This window comes from Pseudomonas sp. MH9.3 (assembly GCF_034354675.1).
Taxonomy (GTDB): domain Bacteria; phylum Pseudomonadota; class Gammaproteobacteria; order Pseudomonadales; family Pseudomonadaceae; genus Aquipseudomonas.
Genome location: NZ_CP133785.1, coordinates 1,937,457 through 1,952,964 on the forward strand (window position 1 = coordinate 1,937,457; position 15,508 = coordinate 1,952,964).

Annotated in this window: 11 protein-coding genes; 7 read left to right on the forward strand and 4 right to left on the reverse strand. The window is 60.6% G+C overall.

Features of this window, described 5'->3' with window-relative positions:
• Positions 1 to 48: 48 nt before the first annotated feature.
• Positions 49 to 2,238 carry a patatin-like phospholipase family protein gene (locus RHM60_RS08215; RefSeq protein ID WP_209990439.1) on the forward strand — a complete coding sequence of 730 codons (2,190 nt, stop codon included), beginning with the start codon at positions 49 to 51 and terminating at the stop codon, positions 2,236 to 2,238.
• Positions 2,239 to 2,699: 461 nt separating this feature from the next.
• Here RHM60_RS08215 and RHM60_RS08220 read toward each other — a convergent pair whose 3' ends face one another.
• Both RHM60_RS08220 and recQ read right to left on the reverse strand, forming a co-directional pair.
• Positions 2,700 to 3,134 (reverse strand): MarR family transcriptional regulator, encoded by a 435-nt coding sequence (locus tag RHM60_RS08220; protein WP_057010357.1) that lies wholly within the window; start codon positions 3,132 to 3,134, stop codon positions 2,700 to 2,702.
• Between the two features lie 121 nt (positions 3,135 to 3,255).
• Positions 3,256 to 5,385 carry a DNA helicase RecQ gene (gene recQ, locus RHM60_RS08225; RefSeq protein WP_322214158.1) on the reverse strand — a complete coding sequence of 710 codons (2,130 nt, stop codon included), beginning with the start codon at positions 5,383 to 5,385 and terminating at the stop codon, positions 3,256 to 3,258.
• A 277-nt stretch (positions 5,386 to 5,662) separates the two neighbouring features.
• Here recQ and RHM60_RS08230 point away from each other — a divergent pair, with 277 nt between their 5' ends.
• The 3 genes from RHM60_RS08230 to RHM60_RS08240 all read left to right on the forward strand — a co-directional run bounded on the left by RHM60_RS08230 (position 5,663) and on the right by RHM60_RS08240 (position 10,226).
• Positions 5,663 to 6,250, forward strand: a complete 588-nt coding sequence (locus tag RHM60_RS08230) for a YecA family protein (protein ID WP_209983512.1) — start codon at positions 5,663 to 5,665, stop codon at positions 6,248 to 6,250.
• Positions 6,251 to 6,270: 20 nt separating this feature from the next.
• Entirely contained in the window at positions 6,271 to 6,654 is a 384-nt protein-coding gene (locus RHM60_RS08235) for a YbaN family protein (protein ID WP_322214160.1), read from the forward strand.
• Positions 6,655 to 6,755: 101 nt separating this feature from the next.
• Positions 6,756 to 10,226: a NahK/ErcS family hybrid sensor histidine kinase/response regulator gene (locus tag RHM60_RS08240; protein WP_322214161.1), complete on the forward strand. Its 3,471-nt coding sequence runs from the start codon at positions 6,756 to 6,758 to the stop codon at positions 10,224 to 10,226.
• Between the two features lie 124 nt (positions 10,227 to 10,350).
• Here RHM60_RS08240 and rmuC read toward each other — a convergent pair whose 3' ends face one another.
• Positions 10,351 to 11,715: a DNA recombination protein RmuC gene (gene rmuC, locus RHM60_RS08245; RefSeq protein WP_209990442.1), complete on the reverse strand. Its 1,365-nt coding sequence runs from the start codon at positions 11,713 to 11,715 to the stop codon at positions 10,351 to 10,353.
• Between the two features lie 175 nt (positions 11,716 to 11,890).
• Positions 11,891 to 12,214: a sel1 repeat family protein gene (locus tag RHM60_RS08250; RefSeq protein ID WP_209983518.1), complete on the reverse strand. Its 324-nt coding sequence runs from the start codon at positions 12,212 to 12,214 to the stop codon at positions 11,891 to 11,893.
• 458 nt (positions 12,215 to 12,672) lie between these two features.
• On the opposite strand from RHM60_RS08250, the gene RHM60_RS08255 reads away from it, so the two are divergent.
• The 3 genes from RHM60_RS08255 (at position 12,673) to RHM60_RS08265 (ending at position 15,472) form a co-directional block, all read left to right on the forward strand.
• Complete coding sequence (locus tag RHM60_RS08255) at positions 12,673 to 12,978, forward strand: hypothetical protein (protein WP_209983520.1); 306 nt, start codon at positions 12,673 to 12,675, stop codon at positions 12,976 to 12,978.
• A 443-nt stretch (positions 12,979 to 13,421) separates the two neighbouring features.
• A complete protein-coding gene (locus RHM60_RS08260) occupies positions 13,422 to 13,646 on the forward strand; it encodes a hypothetical protein (protein ID WP_003175353.1) in 225 nt (74 codons plus the stop codon).
• A gap of 548 nt (positions 13,647 to 14,194) precedes the next feature.
• Positions 14,195 to 15,472, forward strand: a complete 1,278-nt coding sequence (locus tag RHM60_RS08265; protein WP_057010350.1) for an OmpP1/FadL family transporter — start codon at positions 14,195 to 14,197, stop codon at positions 15,470 to 15,472.
• The last annotated feature ends 36 nt before the right edge of the window (positions 15,473 to 15,508 follow it).

The window sequence follows — 15,508 nt, forward strand, 5'->3', positions numbered from 1 at the left end:
TCGAGTGGCTATAATACCGGCCATTATCGCCCAGCCTTGAGATTCATGATGCGCCGCCTGTTGTCCTGCCTGTTCCTGTGCCTGTTTCCCCTTCTTGCCGATGCCGTTGAACCGCCACGCCCGAAAATCGGCCTGGTGCTGTCCGGCGGCGCCGCGCGTGGCCTGGCCCACATTGGCGTGCTCAAAGCGCTGGAGGAGCAAGGCATCCACATCGATGCCATCGCCGGCACCAGCATGGGCGCGGTGATCGGCGGGCTGTACGCATCGGGCTACAAGATCGACGAACTGGAAAAACTCGCGCTGAGCATCGACTGGCAGCAAGCCCTGTCCGATGCACCACCACGCGAAGACGTACCGTTTCGCCGCAAGCAGGATGACCGGGATTTCCTGGTCAAGCAGAAACTCAGCTTCCGCGACGACGGCAGCCTCGGCCTGCCGCTGGGCGTGATCCAGGGCCAGAACCTCGCGCTGCTGCTGGAGAGCATGTTCGCCCACAGCAGCAACACGCGTAATTTCGACAAACTGCCTATCCCGTTTCGGGCGGTGGCCACCGACATCACCACGGGCGAAAAAGTGGTGTTCAGCAAAGGCCACCTGCCCCAGGTGATTCGCGCCAGCATGTCGATCCCTGCCGTGTTCGCCCCGGTGGAACTGGACGGCCGATTGCTGGTGGACGGTGGCATGACCGATAACATTCCCGTGGATGTGGCGCGTGAGATGGGCGTCGACATTGCTATCGTGGTCGACATCGGCACCCCGCTACGCTCGCGCAAGCAACTGGCTACGGTGGTAGATGTACTCAACCAGTCCATCACCCTGATGACCCGGCGCAACTCCGAAGAACAGCTCAAGGCCCTGCATCCCAAGGACGTGCTGATCCAGCCGCCACTGAGCGCCTACGGCGTCACCGATTTCGGCCGCGCCAGGGACATGATCGACGCCGGCTACCGCGCCACCCGCGCCCTCGACCAGCGCCTGGCCCACCTGCGTCCCGCCGAACAGATCGATGCCGAGCTGGTGGCCGCGCGAGCCCCTGGCGAGCGCACACCCGTGATTACCGCCATCAACGTGGAGAACGACTCGAAAGTCAGCGACGACGTAATCCGCTACTACATCCGCCAACCCCTGGGCGAGCCCCTCAACCTGGGCCGCCTGCAATCGGACATGGGCACCCTGTATGGCCTGGATTACTTCGAACAGGTGCAATACCGCGTGGTGAAAAAAGGCCGCGACAACACCCTGGTGATCAGCGCACGGGGCAAGCGCAGCGGTACCGACTACCTGCGGCTGGGCCTGAACCTGTCGGACGACATGCGCGGCGACAGTGCCTTCAACCTGGGCGCCAGTTACCGCGTCAACGGCATCAACCGCCTCGGTGCCGAATGGCTGACGCGTGTGCAGATCGGTGATCGGCAGGAGTTGTACAGCGAGTTCTACCAACCGATGGACGCCGGCTCGCGTTACTTCGTTGCGCCCTATCTAACCGCCAGGGCGCAAAACGTCGAACTGGTGCTGGACAACGACCCGATCGCCGAATACCGCGTGGAGCGCTATGGGTTTGGCCTGAATATCGGGCGGCAGATCGGCAACAGCGGCGAGATTCGCTTCGGCGTCGGTGAAGCGTGGGGCAAGGCGGACGTGCGCATCGGCGAACGCGACCTGCCGAGTGCGAGCTTCAGCGAAGGCTTCTACGAACTCAAATATTCCTTCGATTCCCTGGACAATGTGTACTTCCCCCACACGGGCGAAGATATCGCCCTGGCTTTCCGCGAATTCGAACCGGGACTGGGCTCCGACCAGCGCTACCGGCAATGGGAGTTCAAGTTGGACAAGGCCATGAGCCATGGCCCGGACACGCTGGTGCTGGGGGGCCGCTATGGGCGCACGCTGGACAACTCGGAGGTGGTGGTTTCCAGCTTTCTGCTGGGCGGCGCGCGGCAGTTGTCGGGGTTTCGTCAGGATGCGATTTCCGGGCAGAACATCAGCCTGATGCGAGCGGTTTACTATCGCCGACTGACGCCGCGGTCGTACTTGCCGCTGGATTTCCCGCTGTACCTGGGGGCTTCTCTGGAGCGGGGCCGGGCGTGGAACAATGATAATGAGTTCGACAGCGGGTATATCAATGCTGCGAGTGTGTTTTTGGGGTTTGATACGCCGCTGGGGCCGTTGAATTTCAGTTATGGGTTTAATGATGAACGGCAGAAGGCGGTTTATTTGAATTTGGGGCAGACGTTTTAAGGGGGGGGTTCTTGGGCGGGGTATATATCCGCTATTTAGGTAATGGCGGCTATTGGTTCCGCCCTTACGGCGGGTCAGTTTGGAAAAGAGCCGGAATGCCGGCCCAGCCCAAAGTAACCAAAGCAGTGTGATATCCATCAGACAAATGGAGATCCAAATGTGGGAGGGGCTTGCTCCCGATAGCAGTGGGTCAGCTACACATAAGCTGACTGACCCACCCTCATCGGGAGCAAGCCCCCTCCCACATTTTACGGCGTACGGCAGACAATTCCCGTCGGTTCTAAGGCTGCCGCGCTTTTGCTTTTGATCTGAAGCGCCCCGTCAAACACGCTGGCCGAACGCAGGCGAGGTGCCGAGTGTTGGGGCGAAGCGTTTTGGGTTAGTTTTTGTGCTCTTCAAAAAGTGACCCGCTGTAAGAGCAGAACCGCCAGTAGCCATTACCCAAATAACGGATCACTTAATCAAGACTTCTCCAAATTTTGCAAAATATGCCCATGCACCCGCATGCACACCTTCAAATCCGCCTCATCCACCCCCACAAACAACTCATGGCGCAAAGCAGTCGCAATCGTCTCAATCTGATCAATCAACGGCCGAGCCGTATCACACAACAAAATCCGCTTGGCCCGCCGATCCTCCACCACAGCCTGGCGCTGCACCAACCCCTGGCCTTCGAGGCTGTCGAGCAACCGCGCAAGGGTCGGCCCTTCCACACCTACGCTCTGCGCCAGCTCCCGCTGAGTCGGGGCATCTTCGAAACGCGCCAAGTGCAGCAGCACCAGCCAACGCGCCTGGGATAAGCCCAGCCCCGCAAGGCGGCGGTCCAGCTCGGCGCGCCAACCTCGGGACATTTGCGCCAGTTGCATGCCAAATCGGTGTTGATCGGTTAACGGCATAAAAAACTCGTGTTTTAGACTGAAAATAAAGTTTGGCTAATTATTAGTCAGCTAAGCATGAGCCATGCCCATAGGCAATAGTGGCTATGTACTGATTCGTTACATTGTCGCAATTGGCCCATTAAATCTCGAATTCAGACTGCAACGCCGCACGTACACAGTACAGGACGCCTTCCGGCACACGTCCGGTGAACAGCGGTGCGATCTCCGCAACGGGTGGCAGTTCGCCCTCTCCGTCAAGGAAGGCATCCTGAATTTCGCCGAGCAGATCCTCCGGTAAATCAAGGGCCTGCTCAAGTGACAATTGCTGCTTGCCAATGGATTCAGCAAGCAAGGTGTAGACGTTTTTTTCCGAGCATTGCAGTTGGCCAGCGATCTGGATCGGCGTCATGCCGGCTCGCGCCAGGCTGATCAGTTCGTGGCGGATATCGGCGACTTCCTTCGGCGCTTCGGCTTGCCCGCCCAGTACTTCGAGGAAGGCCTGGCCGTAGCGCTCCAGCTTGCGCGCGCCCACGCCGCTGACCCTGGCCATCTCCGCCATGGTGGTGGGCTGCTCGCGCAGCATCTCCAGCAAGGTGGAGTCGGGGAAGATGACGTAAGGCGGCACGCTGTGTTCCTGCGCCAGTTTGCGGCGCAGGGTGCGCAAGGCTTCCCACTGTTCGCGTTCTTCGCCACGCACCAACTGACTGGCCTGGCTGGTGCTGCTGCTTTTGGCAGTGGTCTGCGGCTTGAGGTCGCGGCGCAGCTCCAGGGTTACCTCGCCCTTGAGCAGCGGCCGGCAACTGTCGTTAAGGCGCAGGCCGCCGTAACCTTCGATGTCGATATCCACCAGGTTGCGCGCGACCATCTGCCGGAACAACGAACGCCATTCACCCTCGGCGCGGGCCTTGCCGACGCCGTAGACCGAGAGCTTTTCGTGGCCGAAGCTGCGCACTTTCTCGTTGTCCTTGCCCAGCAAGACATCCACCAAATGCCCCACGCCGTAGCGCTGGCCGGTGCGGTAGATGGTCGACAATGCCTGACGCGCCGGCTCGGTGGCGTCCCAGGTCTGCACGCCATCGGTGCAGTTGTCGCAATGGCCACAGGGCTCGGGCATGTCTTCGTCGAAGTAGGCGAGCAAGGTCTGACGACGGCAACGGGTTTCTTCGCACAGCGACAGCATGGCGTCGAGCTTGTGCTGCTCCAGGCGCTTGTGACGCTCGTCGCCTTCGGAGTTCTGCAACATCTGCTTGAGCATCACCACATCCTGCAGGCCGTAGACCATCCAGGCATCCGCCGGCAGGCCATCGCGGCCGGCGCGGCCGGTTTCCTGGTAGTAAGCCTCGAGGGATTTGGGCAGGTCCATGTGCGCGACGAAGCGCACGTTGGATTTGTCGATACCCATGCCGAACGCAATGGTTGCCACCATGATCAGGCCTTCCTCGTTGAGAAAGCGCTTCTGGTGGGCCGAGCGCGTCTCATTGGGCAGGCCCGCGTGGTACGGCAGCGCCGGGTAGCCCTGCTCGCAGAGGAACGCCGCCACTTCGTCGACCTTTTTACGCGACAGGCAGTAGACAATGCCGGCATCGCTGCGCCGCTCGGACAGGAACGCCAGCAACTGCTTTCGCGGCTGCTCCTTGGACACGATGCGGTAGAAGATATTCGGTCGGTCAAAACTCGACAGGAAACGCTCGGCGTTCTGCAGATGCAGACGCTCGACGATTTCCTCACGGGTACGCTTGTCGGCGGTGGCGGTCAGGGCGATACGCGGCACATCGGGGAACAGCTCGGCCAACTGGCCCAACTGCAAATATTCGCGACGAAAATCATGCCCCCACTGCGACACGCAGTGGGCTTCGTCGATGGCGAACAGCGCGATTTCCAGGCTCTGCAGAAACGCCAGCATGCGCGGCTGCACCAGGCGCTCGGGGGCCAGATAAAGCATTTTCACTTCGCCGCGCTTGATGCGTGCGGCCAGGTCGCGCTGCTGCTCGGCGCTGAGAGTGGAGTTCAGCGAGGCCGCCGCGACGCCGAGTTCTTCCAGGGTAGCCACCTGATCGTCCATCAACGCGATCAACGGCGAAACCACCACCGCCAGGCCATTGCGCAGCAAGGCTGGCACCTGGAAGCACAAGGATTTGCCACCGCCGGTGGGCATCAATACCAGGGCATCACCACCGTTGGCCACGCGCTCAATGATCGCACCCTGGCGGCCACGAAAACTGTCGTAGCCGAAGATGTCCTTGAGGACGCGTTGAGCCTGCTCGAGCATGTAAAACTCCAAAATGGTGCCGAAATCCCTCTGTACAGGCTGGCCGAAAAACTGCGCGGGCACGGAAAATAATCCGTAAGCGAAGTTTTCCCGGAGCGCCGCCCGGCCTGCATGGGGCATCACAAAACGCGGCAGTATACCCGAGCGTCATCCGGCAAAGGGCGCGACTGACGAATAGACCTCTCTCGCTAAAACCTGGCAAATATGCAGTGCGGCTGGCCTGGGCGCTCAAGAAAGCCTAGAATTCAGCATCGTTTATTCCCAAGGTAGTCCTTCAATGTCCTTCGCTGAGCAACTAACCCGCCTGCAAGCCTTCCTCGACGCCGATGAGCTGCATGACGAGGCGCTGGACTACGTGGCCGCCCACGGCTACCTGACCGCCCTGTCGATTTGCGCCGACGTCGTCCCCGACCGTGAATGGATCGACGCGCTGTTCGCTGAAGAGCCTCACTACACCGACGACGCCCACCGCGAAGAAATCGAATCCACCCTGGTGGCCCTCAAGGCTCACATCGGTCGCCAACTGGCCTCCGACGAGGAATTCGAGCTGCCGTGCGAGCTGGACCTGGGCGACGATCCGGATGACTCCGACCTGCGCGGCTGGTGCATCGGTTTCATGGAAGGCGTGTTCCTGCGTGAAGCCGCCTGGTTCGAATCGGCCGAAGAAGAAGTCAGCGAGATGCTGCTGCCAATCATGGTCGGTTCGGGCCTGTTCGAGGAGGAAGCTGAATTCTCCGACATCGCCGCCGACGCCAATCTGATGGACGACATGATCGTACAGATCCCGGAAGCCCTCACCGCGCTGTATCTGTTGTGCAACGCGCCTGACGAAAAACCGGCGATTCTCAAGCCTCGCCACCACTGAGTGGTTTGCCCGTGACACCCATGGGCAATCGCTCGCCGCTCCTGCGCTATACGCTGCTGGCCATTGGCTGGCTCAGCGTGGCGCTGGGGGTGATCGGCATTTTCCTGCCGGTGCTGCCCACCACGCCGTTCCTCCTGCTCGCCGCCGCCTGCTTCGCACGCAGCTCTCCGCGCTTCTACCGCTGGCTGGTGGAACACCCGCAACTGGGCCCGTGGATTCGAGGCTATCTGGACGGCAATGGCATCCCGCTCAAGGGCAAGGTCTACGCCATCGGCCTGATGTGGCTGAGTATCGGCGTATCCTGCTACCTGGTGCCCTCGCCCTGGGCGCGCGGGTTCATGCTGACCAGCGCCGTGCTGGTAACGGTTTACATCCTGCGTCAGAAAACCCTGCAACCGAGGTGATCGAGGGGGCGACCTTGGTCGACACTGACTAACCCCTTGCATCATGCGAGACTGTCCCGCCGGGCCGGGTCTGCCTGGGTGTTCCTGTGCTCGGAGTTAACATGACGCTGTCCAGCGGGCTGATCGCCGCCGTTGCCCTGGCCTATATGGCCATTATGTTTGCCATCGCCTTCTACGGTGACCGCCGCCGCGCGCCATTGCCACCACGTGTGCGCGCCTGGGTGTACAGCCTGTCGCTGGCGGTGTATTGCACCAGCTGGACCTTCTTCGGCGCCGTCGGCCAGGCGGCCGAACAGCTGTGGGCATTCATCCCGATCTACCTGGGCCCGGTGCTGTTGCTGGTACTGGCACCCTGGGTGCTGCAAAAGATGGTGCTGATCAGCAAGCAGGAAAACATCACCTCCATCGCCGACTTTATCGCCGCCCGTTATGGCAAATCCCAGTCGCTGGCCGTGGTGGTTGCATTGATCTGCCTGGTCGGCGTGCTGCCGTATATCGCGCTGCAACTCAAAGGCATCGTGCTGGGGGTCAACCTGTTGATCGGCTCTGGCGCCGACACCACCGGCACCCGCGCCCAGGACACGGCGCTGGTGGTTTCACTGGTGCTGGCGCTGTTCACTATCGTCTTCGGCACCCGCAACCTCGACGCCACCGAACACCACCGAGGGATGGTGCTGGCGATTGCATTCGAATCGCTGGTCAAGCTGTTCGCGTTTCTTGCGGTCGGCGCGTTTGTGACCTACGGCTTGTATGACGGCTTCGACGACCTGTTCAGCCAGGCGATGCTCGCGCCCCGGCTGGAGGAATACTGGAAAGAGACCATCAATTGGCCGTCGATGGTGGTGCAGACGGGCGTCGCCATGATGGCGATCATCTGCCTGCCACGGCAGTTCCACGTCACAGTGGTCGAGAACATCGACCCGCAGGACCTGCGCCTGGCCAAATGGGTGTTTCCGGCGTACCTGATCCTCGCCGCACTGTTCGTGGTGCCAATTGCCCTGGGCGGCAAGATGCTGTTGCCCGGCTCGGTATTGCCCGACTCCTACGTGATCAGCCTGCCCCTGGCCGAAGCTCATCCGGCGCTGGCGGTATTGGCGTTTATCGGCGGCGCCTCGGCCGCCACCGGCATGGTAATCGTGGCCAGCATCGCGCTGTCGACCATGGTGTCCAACGACATGCTGCTGCCCTGGCTGCTGCGCCGTTCCAGCGCCGAGCGGCCGTTCGAAGTGTTCCGCCACTGGATGCTCTCGGTGCGCCGGGTCAGCATTGTGATCATCCTGCTGCTGGCCTATGTCAGCTATCGGTTGCTGGGCTCCACCGCCAGCCTGGCCACCATCGGTCAGATCGCCTTTGCCGCCGTGACCCAACTGGCGCCCGCCATGCTCGGCGCGTTGTACTGGAAGCAGGCCAATCGGCGTGGCGTGTTTGCAGGCCTCGCGGCGGGCACGTTCCTGTGGTTCTACACCCTGGTCCTACCGGTGACCGCGAAAAGCCTCGGTTGGTCCTTCAGCATTTTCCCCGGCATGACCTGGCTGCATTCGCACCCGCTGGGGTTGTCCGTCACCTCGCTGACCCTCGGCACGGTGTTTTCCCTGGCAGGCAACTTCACTCTCTTCGTGTGGGTGTCGATGTTGTCGCGCACCCGGGTTTCCGAGCATTGGCAGGCCGGCCGCTTTATCGGCCAGGAGACCAGCCAGCGTGCCAGCGCGCGCTCCATGCTGTCGGTGCAGATCAGCGACCTGCTCAGCCTGGCGGCGCGCTTTGTCGGTGAGGAACGCGCGCAGCAGAGCTTCATCCGCTTCGCCTATCGTCAGGGCAAAGGTTTCAACCCCAACCAGAATGCCGACAATGACTGGATCGCCCACACCGAACGCCTGCTGGCCGGGGTACTCGGCGCCTCGTCGACGCGGGCCGTGGTAAAAGCTGCCATTGAAGGTCGGGAAATGCAGCTTGAGGACGTCGTCCGAATCGCCGACGAAGCTTCGGAAGTGCTGCAGTTCAACCGGGCCCTGTTGCAAGGCGCCATCGAGAACATCACCCAGGGCATCAGCGTGGTCGATCAGTCACTCAAGCTGGTGGCCTGGAACCGCCGTTACCTGGAGCTGTTCAACTACCCGGACGGGCTGATCAGCGTGGGCCGGCCAATTGCCGACATCATTCGCTACAACGCCGAACGCGGCCTGTGCGGCCCGGGCGAGGCCGAGGTGCATGTGGCGCGACGTCTGCACTGGATGCGCCAGGGCCGTGCGCACACCTCCGAGCGTCTGTTTCCCAATGGCCGGGTGATCGAGCTGATCGGCAATCCGATGCCGGGCGGCGGCTTTGTCATGAGTTTCACCGACATCACCGCGTTCCGCGAAGCGGAGCAGGCCCTCACCGAGGCCAATGAAGGGCTGGAACAACGGGTGACCGAGCGCACCCATGAACTGTCGCAACTCAACCTGGCACTCACCGACGCCAAAGGCGTGGCCGAGTCTGCCAGCCAGTCGAAAACCCGCTTTCTCGCCGCAGTGAGCCATGACCTGATGCAGCCCTTGAACGCCGCACGTCTGTTCTCCGCCGCCCTCTCCCATCAGCACGACGGCCTTTCGAGCGACGCCCGGCAACTGGTGCAGCACCTGGACAGTTCGCTGCGTTCGGCTGAAGACCTGATCAGCGACCTGCTGGACATTTCGCGCCTGGAAAACGGCAAGATCAACCCGCAGCGTCAGCCGTTTGTACTGAACGAACTGTTCGACACCCTTGGCGCCGAGTTCAAGGCGTTGGCTCAGGAGCAAGGCTTGCGCTTTCGTCTGCGCGGCAGCCGTCTGCGAGTCGACAGTGACATCAAGCTGCTGCGGCGGATTTTGCAGAATTTTCTGACCAATGCATTCCGTTATGCCGAAGGCCCGGTGCTGCTGGGCGTACGCCGGCGTCGCGGGGAATTGTGCCTGGAGGTGTGGGACCGTGGCCCGGGCATTCCGCTGGATAAACAGAAGGTCATTTTCGAGGAGTTCAAGCGCCTGGACAGCCACCAGACCCGCGCCGAGAAAGGCCTGGGCCTGGGCCTGGCGATTGCCGATGGCTTGTGCCGGGTGCTGGGCCACCGCCTGAGCGTGCGCTCCTGGCCGGGCAAAGGCAGCGTGTTCAGCGTGCGCGTGCCATTGGCGCGCAACCAAGCCAGCCCACCGCTCAAGGCGCCGCAGGAAACCGGCCAACCGCTGAGTGGCGCGCGCGTGCTGTGCGTGGACAACGAAGACAGCATCCTGATCGGTATGCGCAGCCTGCTGACCCGGTGGGGCTGCGAAGTATGGACCGCCGCCGATCAGGCGCAATGCGCCGTCTTGCTTGCCGACGGCGTACGTCCGCAACTGGTGTTGGTGGACTATCACCTGGACCACGGCGAAACCGGCACCGGGCTGATGGGTTGGTTGCGTGCGCAGCTGGCCGAGCCGATTCCCGGCGTGGTGATCAGCGCCGATGGCCGTGCAGAGACAGTCGCCGAAGTTCACGCAGCGGGGCTGGACTACCTCGCCAAGCCGGTAAAACCTGCAGCGCTGCGGGCGCTGTTAAGCCGGCACCTGCCGCTGTAAGCCTGCTTCACTCGGTCAAAATGTGGCAGGGGGCGTGCTCCCGATTGCAGTCGCTCAGCCAACCAAAACGTAGCTGGCCCGCCGCTATCGGGAGCAAGTCGCCTCCCACACTGGGGCTGCGTTTTTATTCGGGGACGTGCGCCACGCCATCAGAGTCGGTCATCGCGCGTTCGAGCAAATCGGCCGGCAGGCTTTTGCTGGCGCGGGCACCGAGCAGCCTTAATTGCTCGGTGCGGCTGACCAGATTTCCGCGTCCATCCGTAAGCTTGTTGCGCGCTGCGCTGTAAGCCTTATCCAACTGCTGCAGCCGGTTGCCCACTTCATCCAGGTCCTGGATAAACAGCACGAACTTGTCGTACAGCCACCCGGCACGTTCGGCGATCTCCCGCGCGTTCTGGCTTTGACGCTCCTGCTTCCACAGGCTGTCGATCACGCGCAATGTGGCGAGCAAGGTGGTGGGGCTGACGATCACGATGTGGCGGTCGAACGCTTCCTGGAACAGGTTGGGCTCGGCCTGCAAGGCCGCCGAAAAAGCCGCCTCGATCGGCACGAACAACAGCACGAAGTCCAGGCTGTGCAACCCCTCCAGGCGTTTGTAATCCTTGCCGGCCAAGCCTTTGACGTGATTGCGCAGCGACAGCACGTGCTGCTTCAACGCCGCCTGGCCGATCACCTCGTCATCCGCCGCCACATACTGCTGGTAGGCGGTCAGGCTGACCTTGGAGTCGACGACCACCTGCTTGTCGCCGGGCAACATGATCAGCACATCCGGCTGGAAACGCTCGCCGTCCGGACCCTTGAGGCTGACTTGTGTCTGGTACTCGCGGCCCTTCTCCAGGCCTGCATGCTCCAGCACGCGCTCAAGGATCAACTCGCCCCAGTTGCCCTGGGTTTTCTGGCCCTTGAGGGCGCGGGTCAGGTTGGTGGCTTCGTCCGACAGGCGCAGGTTCAATTGCTGCAGGCGTTCAAGCTCCTTGGCCAGGGAGAAACGTTCACGGGCTTCATTCTGGTAGCTTTCTTCAACGCGCTTTTCGAAGGACTGGATGCGTTCCTTGAGCGGATCGAGCAACTGACCGAGGCGTTCCTGGCTGGTTTCGGCGAAGCGCTGCTCACGTTCATCGAAGATTTTCCCGGCCAGCTCAGCGAATTGCGCACGCAGCTCATCCCGGGAACCTTGCAGGTCGGTGAGGCGTTGCTGGTGGCTGTCCTGTTGCTCGCGCAGCTCGGCCTGCAACGCGGCCGCCAGGGCGTCGAGGCGGCGCAGTTCGGTCTCCTTGGCGCTACGGTCGAGATTCCAGGCGTGGGCGGCATCGCGGGCATTATCGCGATCGATCTGCAGCAATTCGACCTCGCGACGCACGGCCGCCAGATCCGCCTGCTTGGCCGCGTTGGCGTGGCTCAAGTCGCTGATCTCATCGCGGCTGGCGTCCAGCTGGGCGGCAAGCCCTTCCTGGGCCAGTTGCGCGGTGGCCAGTCGTTCTTCGAGCAGTTCCCAGCCGGTGGTGCGCGCAGTCAGGCGCCGCTGAAGCTGCCAACACAGCGCCAATAACGGCACCGCGGCGCCCGCGAGGCCCAGCGCGAGGCTGGTCCAGTCAAAAGCCATAGCCATATTTGCCGTCACCGAAAAAGACCAAGGTTAACCAAGCGCAGGGCTGGAGGACAGCTCAGTCTTCGACCTGGGCCAATTCGCGCAGGGCACGGCGATCGCCGGCGCGGGCGGCCAGGCGCAGCAGGTCGTGGCCGATGCGACGGTCGCGGGCATTCCCGCATTCACGGCACATGAGTTCGCCCAGGCGACTCTGCGCAGCCACCACGCCTGCGCGGGCCGGCTGTTTGAGCAAACGCCCGGCAAAGTGCTTGACGTTGGTGTGATGCCCCAGGCGTGGACTGTCGAGCAGCCACAAGGCGACCTTCAGGGAGAAGCGCCTGGGTGCGGTAACAGTCTGGGAGGTATCGGTAACAGAAGATGATACTGAGCGAAACTTCATAAAGCACTGTGGGACAGATCGGAAGGCGCGCCACTCTACTCTTTTTTTCGTGCAGGTAAAGCTGAAATAAACCTGCACGCCCGTGCTAGAGCAAGCGCCTGGGACAATCCACAGAAGCTGTGGATAACTCAGTGGACAACCGTGCTTTAACTTGCGCAAAGCCCCATGGAACGGGGGCCGCAGTCAAACTGACGATTTTTTCACCAATAAAAAAAAGCGATGTTTTTCATTGACTTAAATTTTCATTGCAGGCAAATGGCGGCCCCGGAGTGCAAGTACCGGCAGCACGACACAGGCTGCAACCAATGTGCACAAGTTGCAATCTTCCGGCTATATGGGCGTGATTTTTTGAGTCGTCAACCAGCGCAAATGTTACCGAAGGTGCGAAAGCGGGACTTTTCAAATGCCTTTCCGGTCGCCACACTGCCCCACCTGGCAGCGCATCGGTGTACGGATACATGAAAGGAATGCTGTTATTCGCCGTGTTGTTATTGGCCATCTGCGCGACGTCTCTGGGCATCAATGCGGCGCTGCCCTCCCCCGACGGCGCATTGTTTGCCATCGCCATTCTGGTGTCTGCGGCGTTCACGGCATTGAGCCTGTGCATTGAGCTGGGTGAGGGCCGGATCAATGACATGGGGGATGTGATGAAGGTGGTCGAAGCAGGCCAGTCACTGCGGCTGACCCTGGCCACCTACGCGCTGGGCTGCTCGCTGGCGGCGGCGATTACGGTGCTGGTGTATCGCGGACTGCTTGGCGGCTGAATGAAGTTTTTTTGCCAGCGGGCTTTCCTTTCGTGTTTCGATCCATTACTATCCGCGGCGTTAGTACCAAGCTGAAAGTCAATTCTGGTCGAACAAATCCCCTGAACAACGCGGGATCGACCACCTCGATGGTTTCCAGGTATCGCTTGCGACGACACAGCCTTTGAACAAGCAAAGGGTGTCGCGAAGTTTCCATACTCTGACCGAACCAACCTGCAGATTGATCAGGATCTTCACCCCGGGCCCAGAACCTTTGCCCTTGTTGTGTTGCCTGCCCTCCTAAGTACCTACCTGCCAGCCCAAGCGCGCCTAATTATCAGCGCTTCAAACTGGCGGCTTTGTTCCAGTCAGGTTCTTCGTTTGATCAATGGTGATCAACGTTACTGGAACGTTTTAACGTTGCACGGTTCTTAAACCGTGTCATTTGTAGGAACACCCATAATATGAACGCTCAAATCCACACTCAGGATGCCATCCGCACCCTCACCAATGCTTTTGCCCCAATGAACTGCCTGATCATGGCCGCTCGCAAAGGCTGCTTCAGTTTCACCCTGGTCAACGAACACGGCATCGCGCGTCACAGCGAACGTCTGTACCCCGATCAATACTCCAGCGCAGAACCGCTGCAGGCCGTGATCGAGCGTACCCGTCAGGCACTGGTTGCCTGATCGACCCGAGTCGCTGAAACGCAAAAACCCTGTCTGAAAAACAGGGTTTTTTATTGCCCGCGATTTGTACTCGGCGATTTCGACCTCAGTTCGAATAGATATAACCGTTATAACTGAATGAAGAAGATGTTTTAAAAACAGCCTTTTACATCACGAATATCACACTACACTTCAACTCGAGCGGCATGATCCGCTTTCGGCGAGCCTGAGCTTCGATTCATTGCTGCCAAGCCCTCCCCGCTCAGGCGTCGTCGACCATCCCCGCTGATTGAAGCGTAAGTGAGCCTTATCGACGGGTGACACGTATCTGAAAATAAATATTTCATGCTCAAAGCGGACTACGCATGGTGAGCAAAGCTCGGTAAACCGGTGTTTCGCCAATGAATCATGAGCCCCCACCGACCGGGGAATTTGCAAGATTCGTCAAATAACGGAAATTATGGTCGGATTGTCCTACAAAACCCCTCTATCTCCTGCATTACAGCCTATAGCGCGATGTTAAATTTATTGATACTTTCCGCAACGGTGATCACCACGGAGTTCTAATAATGAAAAAAGTAATGCTCAAGACCACACTTAGCTTCGCCGTTGCCATGGCCTCTTCCCAACTGTTCGCAAGCGGTTTCGCGCTGAACGAACAGAGCGTCAGCGGGATGGGTACGGGTTTCGCCGGTCGTTCCTCTTCTGCCGATGATGCAAGCACTGTCTACGGCAACCCTGCCGGTATGGCACGCCTGCAAGGCCAGCAGGTCACGGGTGGCGCTGCAGCCATCGACGCCTCCACCGACATCAGCGACGTGAGTGGCCGCTCCCGCGGCAGCAACAAAGGCGATATGGTGCCTTTCACTGGCGTTCCTTTCGGTTTCTACACCAATAAACTCAACGATCAATGGGCGGTCGGCTTCGGCGTCTATGCACCGTTCGGCCTGGTGACCGATTACGAAAGCGGCTTCCAGGGCCGTGGCTTTGGCAGCAAAAGCGAAGTAAAAGTCATCACCTTGCAGCCTACCGTCAGCTACGCCTTCAATGATCGCGTTTCCGTAGGTTTTGGCCCGACCATCAACCGCATCGCCGGCACCCTGGAATCGGACCTGACGCTGAACCCTGCCGCGCCGGACACCAATATCAAGATCAAGGGTGACGACACCGCACTGGGCTTCAACGTCGGCGTGCTGGTTCAAGCCACCGACACCACCCGTGTCGGCCTGACCTATCACTCCAAGGTCAGCTACAAGCTCGATGGCCATACCGAAGTCACCGCACCGACTGCGACTTCGCCGTTCCTGCGCAGCAATCGCTACGATGCGTCGCTGAAGATCGACACCCCTGAGTCCTACGACCTGTCGGTCACCCAGGACCTGACCGACGCGTGGAAACTCTACGCGGGCGCGACCTGGACCCGTTGGAGCCGTCTGAAAGACATCACCGTCGAAAACAAGGGCGTGAGCGGCGCTACCGGCGGCGCACTGGCGCCAGCCCTGGTGAGCACCATCAAGGAAGACCAGAACTGGCACGATACCTGGGCCTACGCCTTGGGTACCTCTTACCAGCTGACCAAACAGGTGGTACTGCGTACCGGCCTGACGTTCGACCAGTCGCCGACCAACAACACGGATCGCTCGCCGCGCATCCCGACCGGCGACCGCACCATCTTCAGCCTGGGCCTGGGCTACGAAGTGATGCCGAACATGACCGTCGACGTGGCCTACTCCTACCTGAAGGAAGAGGACGTCAAGGTTGCACGCTCCAACCAATTGGCCAGCTACAACGCCAAGTATGAAAACAGTGCCAATGGTTTCGGCCTGGGCATGACCTACCGCTTCTGATTCACAGCGGCATAAAAAAGCCCCGCTCTCCTGCAA